This is a genomic window from Streptomyces sp. NPDC059909 (genome assembly GCF_042730885.1).
In the GTDB taxonomy this organism is placed as follows: Bacteria; Actinomycetota; Actinomycetes; order Streptomycetales; family Streptomycetaceae; genus Streptomyces.
Map to the genome: position 1 here is coordinate 45,810 of NZ_JBHWKX010000026.1, position 16,818 is coordinate 62,627.

General features: G+C 71.0%; 15 protein-coding genes, 1 pseudogene and 1 riboswitch. Of the genes and pseudogenes, 5 read left to right on the forward strand and 11 right to left on the reverse strand.

Annotated elements, in window-relative coordinates:
* Positions 1-28 precede the first annotated feature (28 nt).
* Complete coding sequence (locus tag ACFV9O_RS19305; RefSeq protein WP_385419338.1) at positions 29-1,273, forward strand: glycosyltransferase 87 family protein; 1,245 nt, start codon at positions 29-31, stop codon at positions 1,271-1,273.
* Here ACFV9O_RS19305 and ACFV9O_RS19310 read toward each other — a convergent pair.
* On the reverse strand, positions 1,237-2,574 hold the full coding sequence (locus tag ACFV9O_RS19310) for an MATE family efflux transporter (protein ID WP_385419341.1): 1,338 nt from the start codon (positions 2,572-2,574) through the stop codon (positions 1,237-1,239). The two genes, ACFV9O_RS19305 and ACFV9O_RS19310, sit on opposite strands and share 37 nt — an antisense overlap.
* A gap of 93 nt (positions 2,575-2,667) precedes the next feature.
* On the opposite strand from ACFV9O_RS19310, the gene ACFV9O_RS19315 reads away from it, so the two are divergent.
* Entirely contained in the window at positions 2,668-3,198 is a 531-nt protein-coding gene (locus tag ACFV9O_RS19315) for a PadR family transcriptional regulator (RefSeq protein ID WP_385419343.1), read from the forward strand.
* 88 nt (positions 3,199-3,286) lie between these two features.
* Here ACFV9O_RS19315 and ACFV9O_RS19320 read toward each other — a convergent pair whose 3' ends face one another.
* The 5 genes from ACFV9O_RS19320 to ACFV9O_RS19340 form a co-directional block, all read right to left on the reverse strand.
* Positions 3,287-4,432: a hypothetical protein gene (locus tag ACFV9O_RS19320; protein ID WP_385419346.1), complete on the reverse strand. Its 1,146-nt coding sequence runs from the start codon at positions 4,430-4,432 to the stop codon at positions 3,287-3,289.
* 114 nt (positions 4,433-4,546) lie between these two features.
* On the reverse strand, positions 4,547-5,608 hold the full coding sequence (locus ACFV9O_RS19325) for an NlpC/P60 family protein (protein WP_385419347.1): 1,062 nt from the start codon (positions 5,606-5,608) through the stop codon (positions 4,547-4,549).
* 186 nt (positions 5,609-5,794) lie between these two features.
* Positions 5,795-6,823, reverse strand: coding sequence for an NlpC/P60 family protein (locus ACFV9O_RS19330; RefSeq protein WP_385419350.1), 1,029 nt, complete (start codon positions 6,821-6,823; stop codon positions 5,795-5,797).
* Positions 6,824-7,161: 338 nt separating this feature from the next.
* On the reverse strand, positions 7,162-8,523 hold the full coding sequence (locus ACFV9O_RS19335) for an NYN domain-containing protein (RefSeq protein WP_385419353.1): 1,362 nt from the start codon (positions 8,521-8,523) through the stop codon (positions 7,162-7,164).
* A gap of 43 nt (positions 8,524-8,566) precedes the next feature.
* Positions 8,567-8,809: a hypothetical protein gene (locus tag ACFV9O_RS19340; protein ID WP_351228480.1), complete on the reverse strand. Its 243-nt coding sequence runs from the start codon at positions 8,807-8,809 to the stop codon at positions 8,567-8,569.
* Between the two features lie 114 nt (positions 8,810-8,923).
* On the opposite strand from ACFV9O_RS19340, the gene ACFV9O_RS19345 reads away from it, so the two are divergent.
* From ACFV9O_RS19345 to ACFV9O_RS19355, 3 genes and pseudogenes are all read left to right on the forward strand, one after another.
* Entirely contained in the window at positions 8,924-9,667 is a 744-nt protein-coding gene (locus ACFV9O_RS19345) for a rhomboid family intramembrane serine protease (RefSeq protein WP_385419356.1), read from the forward strand.
* Entirely contained in the window at positions 9,664-9,945 is a 282-nt protein-coding gene (locus ACFV9O_RS19350) for an Lrp/AsnC ligand binding domain-containing protein (protein WP_351228275.1), read from the forward strand. Before ACFV9O_RS19345 ends, ACFV9O_RS19350 begins: the two co-directional genes overlap by 4 nt.
* A gap of 80 nt (positions 9,946-10,025) precedes the next feature.
* Positions 10,026-10,082 (forward strand): annotated as a pseudogene (locus ACFV9O_RS19355) (hypothetical protein); the annotation flags it as partial.
* Positions 10,083-10,197: 115 nt separating this feature from the next.
* Here ACFV9O_RS19355 and ACFV9O_RS19360 read toward each other — a convergent pair.
* The 5 genes from ACFV9O_RS19360 to ACFV9O_RS19380 form a co-directional block, all read right to left on the reverse strand.
* On the reverse strand, positions 10,198-11,661 hold the full coding sequence (locus tag ACFV9O_RS19360) for an aminotransferase class V-fold PLP-dependent enzyme (RefSeq protein WP_385419358.1): 1,464 nt from the start codon (positions 11,659-11,661) through the stop codon (positions 10,198-10,200).
* A gap of 221 nt (positions 11,662-11,882) precedes the next feature.
* A riboswitch (SAM riboswitch) is annotated at positions 11,883-12,000 on the reverse strand.
* Positions 12,001-12,097: 97 nt separating this feature from the next.
* Entirely contained in the window at positions 12,098-13,189 is a 1,092-nt protein-coding gene (trpD, locus tag ACFV9O_RS19365) for an anthranilate phosphoribosyltransferase (RefSeq protein ID WP_385419360.1), read from the reverse strand.
* 127 nt (positions 13,190-13,316) lie between these two features.
* Complete coding sequence (locus ACFV9O_RS19370; RefSeq protein ID WP_385419363.1) at positions 13,317-14,945, reverse strand: cytochrome bc complex cytochrome b subunit; 1,629 nt, start codon at positions 14,943-14,945, stop codon at positions 13,317-13,319.
* Entirely contained in the window at positions 14,942-15,994 is a 1,053-nt protein-coding gene (locus ACFV9O_RS19375; protein WP_385419366.1) for a Rieske 2Fe-2S domain-containing protein, read from the reverse strand. Before ACFV9O_RS19375 ends, ACFV9O_RS19370 begins: the two co-directional genes overlap by 4 nt.
* Positions 15,991-16,800 (reverse strand): c-type cytochrome, encoded by an 810-nt coding sequence (locus ACFV9O_RS19380; RefSeq protein ID WP_385419368.1) that lies wholly within the window; start codon positions 16,798-16,800, stop codon positions 15,991-15,993. Before ACFV9O_RS19380 ends, ACFV9O_RS19375 begins: the two co-directional genes overlap by 4 nt.
* Between the last annotated feature and the right edge of the window lie 18 nt (positions 16,801-16,818).

A 16,818-nucleotide genomic window follows, 5' to 3' on the forward strand; every position in this document is an offset into this window, starting at 1 on the left:
AAAGGGTACGAATCGGCATGAGGTGGTCATGAAGGGCACAGCCCGCTCCGCTCTCCCCGTCGCGGTGTGGATTCTCACGAGGATCGTGCTGCTGCTCTGGGTCCTGAAGGTCCTCTACGTCGCCGGACCCGATGTGACCAGCGACGTCAGCGGGATCTACCAGGGCTGGTACGAGGTGCTGAGGACCGGCACGTACCCGAAGGACGACGTCACCTGGCAGTATCCGCCCGCCGCCGCGCTCGCGATCCTCTCCCCCGCTCTGCTGCCCTTCCTCGGCTACGTCACGGCCTTCTTCGTCCTCGCCCTGGTCTGCGACGCCGCGGTGCTCGGGCTGCTCCTGTACGCGGGGATGCGGCCCGGCAAGTCCCTGCGCGGGGTCTGGGTCTGGGTCGCCGGGGTGCCGCTGCTCGGCCCCACCGCGTACGCCCGCTACGACCTGATGGTGACGGCCGTCGCGGTGGCCGCCCTGTTCGCGCTCGCCCGCCGACCGGGGCTCGCCGGGGCACTGGCCGGCTTCGGGGCGATGCTGAAGGTGTGGCCGGTGCTGCTGCTGGCCGGGGTGCGGCGCGGCCACGCCACCCGCACGTCGTGGGCGGCCGCTGCCGGGACGGCCGCCGGTCTGCTGGTGGTGTTCGCCGCGGCGATGCCCGGGGCGCTGGCGTTCCTCACCTTCCAGCGGGACCGGGGCACCGAGATCGAGTCCCTGGGTGCGCTGGTCTTCCATGTGGCCCGGCACCACGGGTGGGACGGACAGGTGCTGCTGAACTACGGCTCGGTCGAGTTCCTCGGCCCGTACGTGCCGCTGGTCAGCAGGCTGGCGCTGGCGCTGTCGGTGTCGGCGCTGGCCTGGCTGCTGGTGTGGCGGCTGCGGGCCCGGGAGTTCACGGCGAGCACGCCCGCGGACGCGGCGTTCACGGCCGTGCTGCTCTTCACCACCACGAGCCGGGTGATCAGCCCGCAGTACATGATCTGGCTGGTCGGTCTGGCCGCCGTGTGTCTCGCGTTCCGGTCGAGCCGGATGACGCTGCCCGCGTGTCTCGTGGTGGTCGCCACCGGGGTCACCTACCTCGAGTTCCCCATCTATTTCGCGCACGTGGTGGCGAGCGATCCGCTCGGCACCACGCTGCTCTTCGTGCGCAACGGGCTGCTCGTCGCGGCGACGCTGCTGGCCGGCCGGCGGCTGTGGACGAGTACGGTGCCGGGGCGCGGGCGCCGGGCGGGGCGCGCCCCGTCGGCTCAGCCGGCCCACGACAAGGAGCTGCTCGGGTCCTGAGCATGCCGCCGGGCGGGTACGGTCCGCCGGAACAGCAGGGCCAGCGCCGCGCACTGCACCGCCATGGCCAGGCCCATCGCGAGGCAGACGCCGGGCAGTCCGAGGGCGGAGAGCCCGTACGCGAGGGGGAGCTGGAGGAGGGATCCGGCGACGGTGATGCGTGCTACCTGGGGGCTGCCGCCGCTGCCCTCGAAGACCCCGCCGAGCGCGATGAAGCAGGCGAGCAGGACGAGATACGGGCCGAGGCAGCGGAGGAACAGCGCTCCGGCGTCGGCCACCCCGGGGCCCGCGCCGAACGCCCGCATGATCCAGGGGGCGGTGCCGAGCAGGAGCACGGCGGCGCCGGCCCCCACGGCCCCGGAGACGAGGACGGCGTGGCGTCCGACGGCCCGCCGCTCGTCCAGGCCCGCGCCGAGCAGGTGGGCGGTGTGGATGGCTGCCGCCTGGCGTACGGCGTAGAAGGCCATCGTCGCCACGTACATGGCCTTGGTGGCGATGCCGTACGCCGCGACGGCGGTGACGCCGAGCCGGGCGACGACCGCGACGAGGGCGAGCGCGCCCAGCATGCGGACGACGAAGTCGGCGGACATGGGCAGTCCGGTGCGGGCGGTGTCGCGCAGGGCGGCGGGCAGCGGCCGGGAGGCGGGCGCTCCGCGTGCCGCGCGCAGGATCGGGTCGCGGCGCAGGGCGACGAGCCCCGCGGCGAGGGCGGCGGAGCGGCCGATGACGGTGGCCAGGGCGGCGCCGCGGACGCCGTACCGGTCGATGAGCAGCGGGTCGAGGAACAGGATCAGCCCGTTGGCGAGGAAGGCCAGCCGCATGGGGGTGCGGGTGTCGCCCGCGCCCTTGAGGACGCCGTCGAGGAGGTTCGTCGCGAAATAGACGGCCATGCCGGGGAGGGAGATCGCGAAGTAGCCGGCGGCGAGGGCGGCGGGGGTGCCGTCGCCGTCGAGCACCAGCCGGGCGAGGGGCTCGCGCAGGACGTACCCGCCGATCGCGACGGGCGGCACGACCAGCGCGCAGAGCGCCCATCCGCCACGCACAGCGGCCCGCACGGCCCCCGGGTCATCGGCGCCACGGGCGCGGGCGACGAGCACGGTGGTGCCGGAGCCGGCCATGAGGATCACGCCGAGAAGCAGGTTCTCCACGTTGGTCGCGACGGCGACGGCGGCGACGGCCGCGCCTCCGAGGCGGGCGACCCAGACCATGTTGATGATCCCTGCGGCGACGCCGGCGAGCAGTTCGAAATAGACGGGGTGCGCGAGCGCGACGATCCGTTGCCGATGCCTCATGTGCCCCATGGCGGCCCCCTCCATCCGTGGCACCTCGATTCGAGGTACCGCGGATAGAGGTATCATGGACGCTGGTCTTCGACAACCACTGGGGAGCTGACCGTGCTGGAGCTGACGATCCTCGGATTCCTGGCCGAACAGCCGCTGCACGGCTACGAGTTGAAGGAGCGGATCCGCGCCCTGAGCGGCCATGTCCGCCCGGTCAGCGACGGCGCGCTCTACCCCGCGATCACCCGTCTCCTGAAGGCGGGCAAGCTGACGGAGCGCACCGAACCGGGCGCCGGCGCCGCCCCCCGCCGCATCCTCTCCCTCACCGCCGCGGGCCGCGCGGATCTCCTGGAACGCCTCCGCGGCCCCAAGGAGGCCGAAATCACGGACGGCCAGCGCTTCTTCACCCTGCTCGCCTTCCTCCGCCTGCTCCCCGACCGCCGGGAGCAGGCGGCGGTCCTCCGCCGCCGCCAGGCCTTCCTGGACACCCCCGCGAGCTTCTTCTACCGCGACGGCGAGCCGGTGCGGGCGGAGGAAGCGGGCGACGTCTTCCGGCAGGGCATGCTGCGGATCGCGCGCGCGACGGGCACGGAGGAGAAGCGGTGGCTGACGGAGACGATCGCGGAGCTGGAGCGACGCGAGTGACCCTGCGCGGCCGATTTTCAGCCCGTCCGGCGTTCGAGGACGGACACGCGGGCCGACCGGACGGTACCGGTCACATCCCAGGGGCCCGTCACCCCAACCGCAGCCGCACGTAGTCCCGCCAAGCCGCCGTGAACGCCTCCGGGTTCGTGTCCAGGACCTCGCGCAGGGCCTGCTCCAGCGCGCCCTCGCGGCGCGGCTGCGCGCCCACCGCGCGGTAGAAGTCCGACAGGGCCCCGGCTCCCCAGCGGTCCGCGATCAGTTCGCAGGCCAGCCAGCCCCCCTCGTACGCGCGCCCGAGCGCATCCGCCCCCGTGCCGAAGCGGAAGTCCTCGTCGGCCGGGAGCGTGCGCGGCGCATCGCCCGCGCGGACGGCTCGGCGGAGCTCGGGGGCGGCCTGGGCGGCGGTGCGGCCGGTGCCGCGGTAGGCGACCCAGTCGGCGTAGCCCTCGGAGAGCCACATCGGGGTCGCCTGCGAGGTGTGGGCGCGGGTCGCGACGTGGGTCGTCTCATGGGTGAGCACGATCCTGCGGCCGAACTCGCCCAGCTCTCCGTACGCTTCGGGGTTCACGATCACCCGGTCCGCCGGCGCCGCCCCGTTCCGCCCGGTCTCGCCCGTGGTGACCGCCGCGATCCCCCGGTACCCCGCGGCCGGCGCGCCCAGCAGCCCGCCCATCGCGGCCAGCGAGTCCGGCACGAGCACGACCACCCGGTCCGCCCACTCCCCCGGCCAGGCGGCCGCGACCGCGGGCACGGCACGGTCGGCGTCGGAGGCGATCTGCCGCAGCCGTGCGCGGTCCTGGCCGACGCCGAGGACCAGGCTGCGTTCGCCGCGTACGACATCGACGTCGCCCTGCTGCCACAACTGCTGCGCGCCGCCGCGGCCCGGGCGGTCGGCGGTGACGTACCAGCGGCCGTCGCGCTCGGCCAGCTCCAGGGTGCGGGCGGCGGTCACGGGCGCGCTGTCGTAGCCGTCGAGCCGGTACCTCAGCTGGGCGTCGGCGGTGGCCCGGTCGCCGGAGCGGCGCACATCGGTGAGCCGGTACTCCCACGACCGCAGCGGCACGTCCGCGAGGTTGGCGAACTCCTCACGACCGGCCGCCCCGAACGCCTCGGCATCGTGATCCAGCACCGCCGCCGCCCTGGCGTCGAGCGTGCGCTGGATGTCCTGGCGCGTGGTGTCGGGCGAGGCCTGTCCGGCGACGCAGCCGGACAGCACGAACAGTCCCGCGGCCACGAAACCACAGGCCGTCTTCCGGACTCTTCCCCGACCAGCCACCCTGCCGATCGTATGCGATCCGACAGGGGCGGAAGGCGCCCCCGAGGCGAGCCGAGCAGTGCGGCCGCATGGTCAGGGCCGGGTCACGGAAGCGATCGGCATCATCCCCACGGGGTCGTAGCGCACCGAGGCCCCGGGGTAGGGCGCGTGCACGACCTGCCCGTTCCCGACGTACATCCCGACGTGGCTGGCGTCGGAGCGGTACGTCACGAGGTCGCCCGGTCTGGCCTCGGAGAGGGGCATCTGCCGGCCGGCGTACCGCTGTGCCTGGGAGGTGCGCGGCAGCCCGACGCCCGCCTGCGCGTAGGCCCACTGGGTGAGCCCGGAGCAGTCGAAGCCGTGCGGCCCGTTGGCGCCCCAGATGTAGGGCTTGCCGACCACGCCCTTCGCGGCCATGACCGCGGCGGCGGCCCGCGACGACGCGGGGCCGAGGCCACCGGCCAGGTCCGGCAGTGCGTCGCGGCCGGAGCGGGACGCCCGGGTGTAGGCCTCGCGCTCCTCGGCGGGGAGCAGGTTCAGCAGGAGCTGCGCCGCGGCCAGCTTCCCCTCGACGGTCCGCTTGTGCCGGGCGACGGCGGACCGGGTGCGCTCCAGCTCGGCCAGCTTGCGGGTGGCCTCCGCATGCTGCTGGGCGAGGCTGCGCCGGGCGCGCCGGAGGTCGCGCAGGTCGTTGGTCTGGCGCTCGCTGAGCCGGTCGAGGAGCTCGGCCTTCTCGAGGTACGTGTCCGGGTTCTCCGAGAGCAGCAGCGCCAGGGCGGGGTCCATGCCGCCGGAGCGGTACTGGGCCCCTGCCACCGAACCGAGCGCCCCGCGCTTGCGGTTGATGACCTCCTGCCCGCGTGCCGCGCTGTCGCGTGCCGCGGCCACCTCCTCGCGCAGCCGGTCCGCGCGCTCGTCGGCCTTGTTGTACTGCTCCGTGGCCTTCTCGGCCTCTTCGTACAGCCGGTCGACCCTGGCCCGTGCGGTGTCCGGGGTGTCACGCGGTTCGGCTCCGGCCGGTGCCGTTCCGAGCGCGGCGGCCGTGGTGGCCGCCGCGGCCGACAGGAGGGTGGCCCGGGCACCGCGGTGGAAACCGGAGAATCCGGAGAGGCCGGAGAACCCGGACGACGGGGTGGATCGGCGATGGGACGCCACAGGAGACGTACTCCCTTCCGCTGGACACAACGGCCTGTCAGCCATTGCGCGGCAGAGAGTAGCTGTGTGACCACGGGGCGGCCAAAAGCCGTACGGGGCACGAACACTGACGCCCCGCCGGAGACCTCAAGGTCACCGGCGGGGCGTACCGTCAGTGGATGGTGCCGTAATTCGCCCGATTGGGCGTCAGATCCGGACACCGAACTGGAAGGTGCCCATCCAGTCCATCGACTCGTACCGGACCGACGCACCCGGCTTCGGCGCGTGCAGGATCTGGTTGTTGCCGGCGTACAGGCCGACGTGGGACAGGCTGTTGAAGAAGACCAGGTCGCCCGGCTTGAGCTGGCTGCGGCCGATCTTCACGCCGTCGTTCTGCTGGGTGTAGGTGGTGCGCGAGATGCTCACGCCCGCCTGGCGGTACGCCCACTGCGTCAGACCGGAGCAGTCGTACGAGTTGGGGCCCTCGGCGCCGGAGACGTACGGCTTGCCTATCTGCGTCTTGGCGGCGCTGAGGGCCGCGGCGCCGCGCTGGGAGGCCGGCACCTCGTTGCCGAGGTTCACGCGGTCGCCGGCGGCACGGCTGGCGCGGAGCTCCTCCTCCTGCATCTTCGCGCGCTCTTCGGCGGTCAGGGTGTTGAGGAGCTTCTGCGCCTCGGCCAGCTTGCCCTGGAAGGCCTTCTTCTTCTCGCCGAGCGTCTTGCGCACGTCGTCGAGGTCGGCGAGCTTCTTCGCCGCCTCGGCACGCTGCTGCGCGAGGGTGCGCTGCTTCGCCTGGATGTCCTGGAGGGCGTCGGTCTGCTTGGCGCTGAGCTGGTCGATCGCGGACGCCTTGTCGAGGTAGGTGTCCGGGTCGGAGGAGAGGAAGAGCTGGAGGGAGGGGTCGATCCCGCCGGAGCGGTACTGGGCGCTGGCCACCGAACCCAGGCTGTCGCGCAGGGCGTTGACCTCGTCCTGGCCGCGGGCGACCTTGTCCTGGATCGCGTCGACCTGCTTCTGCAGCTCGGTCTGCTGCTCCTTGGCCCCGTTGTACTCCTCGGTGGCCTTCTCCGCCTCGTGGTAGAGCGCGTCGACCTTCGCCTTGACCTCGTCCTTGCTGGGCTTGGCCGGGGCGGCCTGGGCGGCCTGGGCGGAAAGGGCGACGGCCGCGGCTGCGGTCGCGGTGAGCACGGTCACACGGGTGCGGCTCGGCTGCTTGGGACGACGGTGGGACGCCACGAAGGCGAGCTCCTTCTTCCTCGAGCCGCCTACCGGGCAATGGGGGTCGATGCCCCGGCTCCGCACCTCTCAGCTCCCCCGCGAAATTGGGCTGAACTGGGCGAATTCGGCGGTTCCTTCGCTGTCATCCCGGATGGACGATCAACCGCGCGAAGGTTCGAGGCCTGACCCTAGTGACCTTCTTGTGATCAGTTCAAATCCTCATGAGAAAAAACTGTCGCACGAAGCGCATTCTTTACAGACACCACACGCGTAGTGATGGCCACTTGACCGTACGTTCCGTTAAATCGGACATTAGGCCCAGGAGTTATGAGACAGGCCAGTCATGCCAATAGGTACTAAACGCGCGAAAGGCGCTTGAGCAGCATGGCGGAGGCGACGGGCCTGGCGCCCGCCTTCGCGACGCCGTCGGCGACCTCGCGGTCGGTGGAGACCACGACGACGGGCCGGCCGGGCGGCTCGGCGCGTACGAGCTGACGGATGAGCTCGTCCGCGGTCACACCCGGCTTGGAGAACAGCACCCGCACCCCGCGCGGAGGCGCGAGCAGCACGGGCGCGGCCAGCTCCGCGCCGTCGAAGACGCAGGTGATCTCGGCGCCCGACTGCGCGGCGAGCATCGCCAGACCACCGAGCAGCCGCAGCCGCTGCTTCTCCAGCGGCATCGTCGGATAGCCGGTCTTGGTGACGTTGTAGCCGTCCACCACGAGATGCACCTGCGGCAGGGCGAGCAACTGGTCGAGCAGCGCCGGGTCGGTCTCCGAGAGCGCCCGCGCCGCGATGTCCTTGGGAGTCATACGGCCCGGCTCGACCGCGTCGACGGTGTCGGCGGGGTGCAGCAGCGCGGGCGGCAGGGCCAGTTCGCGGCGCAGACCCTGGGCCGCGTCGAGCACGGTGTCCAGCAGCAGGCGTACCCGCATGTCCTCGATCGAGCGGCCCTCACGGGCCGCCCTGCGGCTCGCCTCGAGCGCCGACTCCGCCTCACCGAGCCGGGCCTTCAGCCGCCGGGACTCGCTCACGGCCGCGGACAGCTGGGCCTGCGCGTCGGCCCTGGCCGCCTCGCTCTCGGCCGTCGTGCGACGCAGCGCCGCCTCGCCGCGCTTCACATCGCTCTGGGCGCTGCGCAGCTTGCGCTGAAGCGATTCGGCTTCCTTGCGGGCGGCGTCCAGTTCCGCGCGCAGCCGCTCGGTCTCGGACCTGGTCTGCACCCTGAGCCGGTCGACCTCCTCGCGGAGCCGCTCCAGCTCGCGCCGGGTCTCCTCGTCGACGCGCTCGGCGTCCGCGCGCTGGGCCTCCTCGCCCGCCGCGGCCACCAGCTTCACCCAGCCGGCCGGGCGCAGCACATAGGCCGCCGCGGCCACGTCGAGGGGATCGGCGGCCGCGGGCGGCGCCCCGGACTCCAGCGCCCCGGCCAGCTCCGGCTGCGACTCGCGCAGCCGCTCGCCGATGCGCTGCCGGAACACCGGGTCGGACTCCAGGGCCGCGGCCATGGCGTTGCCCGCGAACTTCGCCCGCCTGGAAGGGGTGAACCGGGCGTACTGTCGCAACTGGGCGGGAAGGTCGCTGACGGTCAGCCCGCCGAACGCCTCCGACACCAGGGCGACGACCCGTCGCCGTACGCCTTCGGGCAGCGGGCGGTCGAGCGCCTCGGCGGCGCCACCGGCCGCACCGGCCGGTCCTGCGCCGCTGTCAGGCTGCTCCACAATCCGTCACCCCTACTGTCTCCGCCGTACCCCACGGCTCCCGTCAGGAACCGGTACCCGGCCTGTCCACCAGTTCGATCTGATCCACCGCGTTGCACCAGCGGCAGCGGACCGACTCGATGGTCTCACTGACCACCTCGCGCTCCTCCACCGTGGGCTCTCCTGCCAGGTCCAGATGGACGTACTCGACGACCTTGGACGAGCGGGTCACATCGAAGCGGGTGAGATTGCCACAGAGCGTGCACCGCCACCGGGTGGTGGCGGTCGGTGTGGGAACCGTCGTCATCATGCCGTCCTCGTCTCGTCGTGCCTACTGCCCGTAACCCTACGACCTCCGGCGTACGCCGGAACACGGCGAGGCGGTCCGTCCCCTTCGGTCCCGGTACGCCATGCTCTGGGCATGATCGACTGGCGGACGGGACCCGTGGTGACCTACGGAGTGATCGGTCTGTGCTGTCTGCTGTTCCTCATCGGTCCGGCTTCCGGGCTCAACCCGGCATACGGCACCGGGGACACGCTGCTCGCCGCGACGATGTCCTACTTCGAACGGTGGGGCGTCATCCCGAGCGAGCTGATGCGCAGCTCCCCACGGGCCCTCCTCACCCCGCTGACCGCGCTGTTCGTGCACGGCAGCTGGCTGCACCTGCTGGGCAACATGCTCTTCCTCTTCGTCTTCGGCGCCATGGCCGAGGAGCGCATGGGCCACGTCCAGTTCGCGCTCTTCTACGTCGGTTGCGGGTATCTGGCACTCCTCGCCTACGCCGCGGCGAACGCGGAGTCCACGCATACGCTGGTGGGAGCTTCGGGGGCGATCTCGGGGGTGCTGGGCGCGTTCCTGTGCCTCTTCCCGAGGGCGCGGGTGACGAGCCTCTTCCCCTTCCTGTTCTTCCTGCCGCTGCGGTTCCCCGCGTGGATCGTGCTGGTCTTCTGGTTCGCCCTGCAGTGGCTCGCGGAGGCGCAGAGCACGTCGTCGGGGCCGGGGGTGGCCTATCTGGCACATCTGGTGGGCTTCGGGATCGGCTTCCTCTACGCGTGGGGGCGCTTCCGGCAGGGGACGCTGCGTCGCTCGGGGGACGACCCCCGAACCCCCGGCAGTAGGCTTGAAGCCCGAGCCAGGGCCACCGAGGGAGACAGCAAGCCGTGATCACCGCGATCGTGCTCATCAAGACCAGCGTGGACCGCATCCCCGAGATCGCCGAGTCGATCAAGTCGGTGGAGAACGTCAGCGAGGTCTACTCCGTCACCGGTACGTACGACCTGATCGCGATGGTGCGGGTCACCCGGCACGAGGACCTGGCGGACATCATCCCCGGCCGCATCAGCAAGATCCCGGGCGTCGAGGCGACGGACACGCACGTGGCGTTCCGTACGTACTCGCAGCACGACCTGGAGGCGGCGTTCGCGATCGGCCTCGACGCGTAGGGCCGGCGGCGCCTTCCGGCCCGTCCGGCCTCTGAGGCACCCTGGACGGGCAGATCCCGCACGGGAAGATCCCGGCCGAAGTGGCCCACCGCGCACAGCGTTCGGGGCGGCCGGTGCCGGCGCTCGCGGGCACAGTGCGTGCCGTCGGCGTGGACGCGTACACCTGGATCGTCCCCGCCCCGTCCCGCTGCGCGAAGTGCTCGGCCGCGCAGGCGAATTCCTCGCCGGCGCGGCCGAGCGCTCGCCCGTGTCTCAGACCGCGGGCACGCAGCGCCCGTCCTCGGTGCGGTAGTCCCACTTGGCGCCGTCGCGGACGAGCTCCTTCACGGCCCGGACGAACCGCTCGACGTGCTCGTCCGGCGTACCGGCCCCGAAGCTCACCCGGATCGCGTTCAGCGACCTCCCCGAGCCTTCGGCCGGGAGGACCCCCACCTCGCTTCGCTCGCCCGGCTCGGCCTCCGGCGCCCCGCACTCGCCGACCTCCTGCGGGTCGCTGCCCAGCAGGGTGCGGACCAGGGGGTGGGCGCAGAAGAGTCCGTCACGGACGCCGATGCCGTACTCGGCGGACAGCGCGGCGGCGAAGTGCGAACTGTTCCAGCCCTCCACCACGAAGGAGATGACGCCGACCCTGGGGGTCCCCCCGGCGGAGCCGGGGGAAGTGTCGTCGCCGAACAGCGACAGGACCTTGACCTCGGGCACCTCCGCGAGGCCCGCGCGGACGGTGGCGACGAGGTGCTGCTCGCGCGCGACCAGCGACTCGAACCCGGCTGCAGTCAGGGCCTTGCACGCCGACGCGATGGCGTAGACGCCGATGACGTTCGGCGAACCGGCCTCGTGGCGAGCGGCGGTGGTGTGCCAGTCGACGTCCACACCGCCGTCCGTGCGCCGCGCGACCTTGCGCGAGGCGCCACCGCCCGCGAGGTACGGCTCCGCCTCCTGCAGCCAGTCCGCCCGCCCGGCGAGCACACCGGAGCCGAAGGGCGCGTACAGCTTGTGCCCGGAGAAGGCGACCCAGTCGACGTCCAGGTCCCGTACGGAGACGGGGTGGTGCGGCGCGAGTTGCGCGGCGTCGAGGACGATACGGGCGCCGTGGGCGTGTGCGGCGGCGGCGAGTTCACGTACGGGCCACAGCTCACCGGTGACGTTCGACGCGCCGGTCACGCACACCAGCGCGGGGCCGTACGGGTCACGGGCAGCGAGCGCCAGTTCCAGGGTCCGCACGGCCTGTCCGGGTGTGCGGGGCGCGTTCAGGTAGGTCACCCGCGCGTCCCGCCACGGCAGCAGGGAGGCGTGGTGCTCGGTCTCGAAGACGAAGACCTGGCAGTCGGCGGGGAGCGCCTGGGCCAGCAGGTTCAGCGAGTCCGTCGTCGAGCGGGTGAAGACGACCTGGTCGCCTTCGCGGCAGTCGAGGAACTCGTGGACCGTTGCCCGGCTGTTCTCGAACAGGTCCGTGGACAGCTGCGACAGGTACCCGGCGCCGCGGTGCACGCTGCCGTAGTACGGGGCGTACGCGGCCACGTCGTCCCAGACCCGCTGCAGGGCGGGTGCGCTCGCCGCGTAGTCGAGGGCGGCGTAGGTGACCTCGCCACCGGTGACGAGCGGGACGGTGACGTCCCGGCCGAGCACCGGCAGCGGAGCGGCACAGCAGGGGTCGGCAGCGGAGTCGGCGGCCGCGTCGGCGGCGACGGTTTCGACGGTGTCAGGGCGCACGGACATGGCGGTATCTCCCGGCAGGAAAAGGCGAAATGGCTGTGAAGAACCCGCACAGCGGCGGAACTGCCGCTCCGCATACGGGTGTTGCCTCGACGTACGGCGAAACGGCTCGTACGGAGGTGTGGAAAAAGGGGGCCGGCGGGCCCTAGCGCATTCGCTTGCTCACGAGACTGCTCCCTTGAGGACCAGGACCCCAGGGCTGTGACATTCACCGATGTCCAAGGGGTCCGCGCTTGCCGTGGACCTCGTTGCCCACGGCCTGGTCTTCACCCGGGGCACCCCGCCACGGACGGAGGGTTGCCGGACAGCGGGCCGGGGCCGTAATCGCTGTCACTCATGACCTTGGAAAGCATCCTGCCACACGCCGGGGGACGCGCAAGGCGCAGTCCGCACTGTGGACTGCGCCTTGCGCCACATCCCGTCGGCGTGCGCGGCGGGTTCAGCGGTTGCTGGCCGTCACCCACCGGTCCAGCGCCCGGCGTGCCTCGCCCGAGTCGATGGACTCCGCGGCCTTCGCGATCCCGGCCCGCAGTTGGTCCACCAGAGTGCCCTCGCCGGGCTCCAGGGCGGCGAGCGCGGCCGCCGAGTTCAGCAGGACCGCGTCCCGCACCGGACCGGTCTCGCCGGCCAGCAGCCGGCGCGCGACATCCGCGTTGTACGAGGCGTCCGCGCCCCGCAGCGCCTCGACCGGCACCAGTTCGATGCCGGCGTCCCGGGGGTCGAAGGCCTCTTCGCGCACTGCGCCGTCCCGGACCACCCACACCCGGGAGGTCGCGGTCGTCGTGAGCTCGTCCAGGCCGTCGTCGCCGCGGAAGACCAGCGCACTGGAGCCGCGCTCGGCCAGCACCCCGGCCATGATCGGCGCCATCCGTGCGTCGGCGACGCCCGTTGCCTGGGCCATCACCCGGGCGGGGTTGGTCAGCGGCCCCAGGAAATTGAACGTCGTACGAATACCGAGTTCCTTGCGCGCCGCCGCCACGTGCCGCAGCGCGGGATGGAACTTCACGGCGAAGCAGAAGGTGATGCCCGCTTCCTCCGCGACCTCGGCGACCCGCTCCGGCGTCAGCTCCAGATTGACGCCGAGCTTCTCGAGCACGTCGGACGCACCGCTCGCGCTGGACGCGGCCCGGTTACCGTGCTTGACGACCTTCGCTCCGGTGCCGGCGACCACGATCGCGGACATGGTCGAGATGTTGACGGTCTTGGCGCCGTCGCCGCCCGTGCCCACGATGTCGACGCTCGGCCCGGGGACGTCGATGGTCCGGGCGTGGTCGTACATCGTCCGCACGAGCCCGGTGATCTCCTCGACGGTCTCGCCCTTGGCCCGGAGCGCGACGGCGAACCCGGCGATCTGCGCGTCGGTGGCCTCGCCCCGCAGGATCCGGTCCATGGCCCATGCGGTGGCGTCGGCGCTCTGGTCGCGCCCGTACAGCAGCGAGTCCAGGACGGAGGGCCAGGAGAGGCCCGCCGCGGTAGTGCTCCCCCTCGCTCCGCTGGGGGTACCCCCACCAGCGGGGGTCACAGCGCTCATGGTCGCTCCTGGGTCCGTTCGTACAGGAATGCCACCACCCTATCCATCCCGGGGGACGGCAAAGAGCCCCGTCCGGTGAATGGACGGGGCTCCTGCCGTGGCGATCGCTCGGATCAGTGGGTGGGAATCAGTGGTGGCCGTGGCCGCTCGTGATCTCCTGGTACTCCTCGGCGGTCGGCTTGGAGATCTGGTTCCCCTCGCCGAAATAGCCCTTGCTGAGCTTCGCCCGGAGCTTCTCGCCGCTCTTGACCTTGCGCTCGACGCCGTTCTTGTCGACCGTCGGGCCGATCTCGACCGGCTCGTACTGCTCGTGCGCGGTGAGCTTGTAGCGGTCGCCCTGGCTGAGCGGCTCGTGGATCTCGACGAACTCACCGTGCGGCAGCCGCTTGATGATGCCGGACTCACGTCCGTGCAGCACCTTGTCGTGGTCGCGCCGCTGCAGACCCAGGCAGATCCGCTTGGTCACGATGAACGCGATGACCGGGCCGACGATGAAGAAGATCCGGACGAACCAGGTGATCGCGTTGATCGACAGGTTGAAGTGGGTCGCCCAGAGGTCGTTTCCACCACCGACCAGCATGATCATGTACATGGTGACCCAGGCCACACCGAACCCGGTACGGGTCGGCGCGTTGCGCGGCCGGTCCGCGATGTGGTGCTCGCGCTTGTCCCCGGTGAGCCAGGACTCGAAGAACGGGTACACCGCGATCGCCGCAAGCGCGACTCCGAAGAGCATCAGCGGGATGAACACGCCCAGGACCAGCGTGTGGCCCCAGAGGTTGATCTCCCAGCCCGGCATGAAGCGGATCAGACCCTCGGCGAAGCCCATGTACCAGTCGGGCTGGGCGCCGGTGGACACCTGGTCCGGACGGTAGGGGCCGATGACCCAGATCGGGTTGATCTGGGCGACCGCCGCGATCACCGCGATCACACCGAAGACCAGGAAGAAGAAGCCTCCGGCCTTGGCCGTGTAGATCGGCAGCAGCGGCATGCCCACGACGTTCTTGTTCGTCCGGCCCGGGCCCGCGAACTGCGTGTGCTTGTGGTAGAAGACCAGGATCAGGTGCGCCGCCAGCAGGCCGAGCATGATGCCCGGCAGCAGCAGGATGTGGATCGAGTAGAACCGGGCGACGAAGTCGCCGCCGGGGAACTCTCCGCCGAACATGAACATCGAGATGTACGTGCCGACGACCGGCATGGACAGGATCGCGCCCTGCGTGAAGCGGACACCGGTGCCGGAGAGCAGGTCGTCCGGGAGCGAGTAGCCGGTGAAACCGGTGAACATACCCAGGACGAACAGCAGGAAGCCGAACAGCCAGTTGACCTCACGCGGCTTGCGGAAGGCGCCCGTGAAGAAGACGCGCATCATGTGCACGAACATCGCCGCGAGGAAGATCAGGGCGGCCCAGTGGTGGATCTGCCGGATGAGCAGACCGCCACGCACGTCGAAGCTGATGTCCAGCGTCGAGGCGTACGCCTCCGACATCAGGACACCCTGCATCGGCACGTACGAGCCGTGGTACTCCACCTCGTTCATCGACGGGTGGAAGAACAGCGTCAGGTACACACCCGTGAGGATGATGATGATGAAGCTGTAGAGCGCGACCTCACCCAGCATGAAGGACCAGTGGTCCGGGAAGATCTTGCGCATGTTGGCCTTGGCCAGGGAGTAGATCCCCAGGCGGCCGTCGGCCCAGTCGGCCACCCGCTCGCCGGCGGGTGCCTTGCGCTTCGCGTCAGTTGCCGTAGTACTCATCCGCGCTCCCAGAAGGCAGGACCGACGGGCTCTTCGAAGTCGCCGAGCGCCTCGAGGAAGCCTTCGTCATTCACACCGATCCGCAGCTGCGGAAGGGCGTGACCGGCCGGGCCGAAGATGACGCGGGCGCCGTCGGAGAGGTCGAAGGTGGACTGGTGGCACGGGCAGAGCACGTGGTGCGTCTGCTGCTCGTACAGGGAGATCGGGCAGCCGACGTGGGTGCAGATCTTCGAGTACGCCACGATGCCGTCGTGCGACCACTCGAGCTCGCGCTTGTCCTTGATCTCGTCCGGCTGGATCCGGACGATCATCAGGGCGGCCTTGGCGATCTGCGTCTGGAAGTTGTGGTCGTGCTCGCTCAGGCCCTCGGGCATCGCGAAGGTCAGCGAACCGACCGGGATGTCCTCCGGGCGCAGCGGCTCGTGCGTGTTCATGTTGATGAGCTGCTTGCCCTTGGCCCACAGCGTGTGGAACAGCTTCTCCTCGGGCAGCGGACCCAGGTCGCGCAGCAGCATCACGCCGGAGAGCGGCACCATGGCCAGCGCACCGAACATCGTGTTGCGGATCAGCTTGCGCCGGCCGAAGCCGGACTCCTCGGCACCGGCCGCGAAGTCGGCGTGGACCTTGGCCCGGACCTCCGGCTCGGCGGCGATCGGGTGCCGCTCGTCCGTGATCTCCACGTCGGACATCAGGGTGCGCGCCCAGTGGACGGCGCCCGCGCCGATGCAGAACAGCGCGATGCCGAGCGTCATACCGAGCGCGAAGTTCAGCGCGCTGATGTGACCGATCGGCCAGATGTAGACGATCTCGTCGACCGGGAAGATCACGTACGACGCGATGAAGCCGATCGTGGCGAGCATCGACAGCGTGAACAGGAGGGCGACCGTGCGCTCGGACCGCTTGGCGGCCCGCTCGTCGATGTCCTGGATGCGCGGCTTGTGCGGCGGCAGGCCGGGATCCGCGAACGGATCCTCCTTGACGGCCACCGCTCCGCGCGCGTGCTCCTGCTCCGAGGGCAGGGTCTCTTCTGGAATGTCTTGGCTACTCATGACTTCTTGGCCTTAGCGGTGTGGGCCGCGACCCAGATGGCGACTGCGATCAAGGCACCCAGACCGAAGATCCAGGCGAACAGACCCTCGGTGACCGGGCCGAGTCCACCCAGCTTCAGGCCACCGGGGTTCTCGGACTCACCACTGTTCACGGTCTGGAGGTACGCGATGATGTCCCTCTTCTCCTGCTCCGGCATGGTGGTGTCGGGGAAGGAGGGCATGTTCTGCGGGCCGGTCTGCATGGCCTCGTAGATGTGCTTCGGGCTCGAGCCCGCGAGGTTCGGCGCGTACTTGCCGTGGGTCAGGGCGCCGCCCTCACCGGTGAAGTTGTGGCACTGGGCGCAGTTGGTGCGGAACAGGTCACCGCCGTTGGCGATGTTGGCCCCTTCCGGGCTGTACTGCTTCTCGGTCGGCGTGACCGGGCCGGCTCCGAGGGAGGCGATGTACGCCGAGAGCAGGTCGATCTCGGCCTGCTTGTAGATGACCTTCTTCTTCGGCACCTGAGCGCCCGGCTGCTGCGCGGGCATACGGCCGGTGCCGACCTGGAAGTCCACTGCGGCGGAGCCGACGCCTACCAGGGACGGGCCGTCTGAGGTGCCCTGACCGCCGGTTCCGTGGCAGCTGGCGCAGCCGACGGAGTAGAGCTTCTTGCCCTCCTCGATGGCGAGGGACTGGGCGGTTTCATCGGCCTGCGCCTTGTCCGCGGGTGCGAACGCGGCGTACAGCCCCCCAGTGGCCGCCAGCGCGAGGAGTAGGACGACGACCGCCGCCAGCGGATGGCGTCGTCGTGCGGAGAGCTTTTTCACGGATTACCCCGGTGTCAG

Excerpts from the sequence above, each read along its gene's own strand:
- ACFV9O_RS19305 (WP_385419338.1), top strand. The coding sequence starts at position 29 with ATGAAGGGCACAGCCCGCTCCGCTCTCCCCGTCGCGGTGTGGATTCTC.
- ACFV9O_RS19310 (WP_385419341.1), bottom strand. The coding sequence starts at position 2,574 with ATGGGGCACATGAGGCATCGGCAACGGATCGTCGCGCTCGCGCACCCC.
- ACFV9O_RS19340 (WP_351228480.1), bottom strand. The coding sequence starts at position 8,809 with ATGACGACGGTTCCCACACCGACCGCCACCACCCGGTGGCGGTGCACG.
- ACFV9O_RS19345 (WP_385419356.1), top strand. The coding sequence starts at position 8,924 with ATGATCGACTGGCGGACGGGACCCGTGGTGACCTACGGAGTGATCGGT.
- ACFV9O_RS19360 (WP_385419358.1), bottom strand. The coding sequence starts at position 11,661 with ATGTCCGTGCGCCCTGACACCGTCGAAACCGTCGCCGCCGACGCGGCC.
- trpD (WP_385419360.1), bottom strand. The coding sequence starts at position 13,189 with ATGAGCGCTGTGACCCCCGCTGGTGGGGGTACCCCCAGCGGAGCGAGG.
- ACFV9O_RS19370 (WP_385419363.1), bottom strand. The coding sequence starts at position 14,945 with ATGAGTACTACGGCAACTGACGCGAAGCGCAAGGCACCCGCCGGCGAG.
- ACFV9O_RS19375 (WP_385419366.1), bottom strand. The coding sequence starts at position 15,994 with ATGAGTAGCCAAGACATTCCAGAAGAGACCCTGCCCTCGGAGCAGGAG.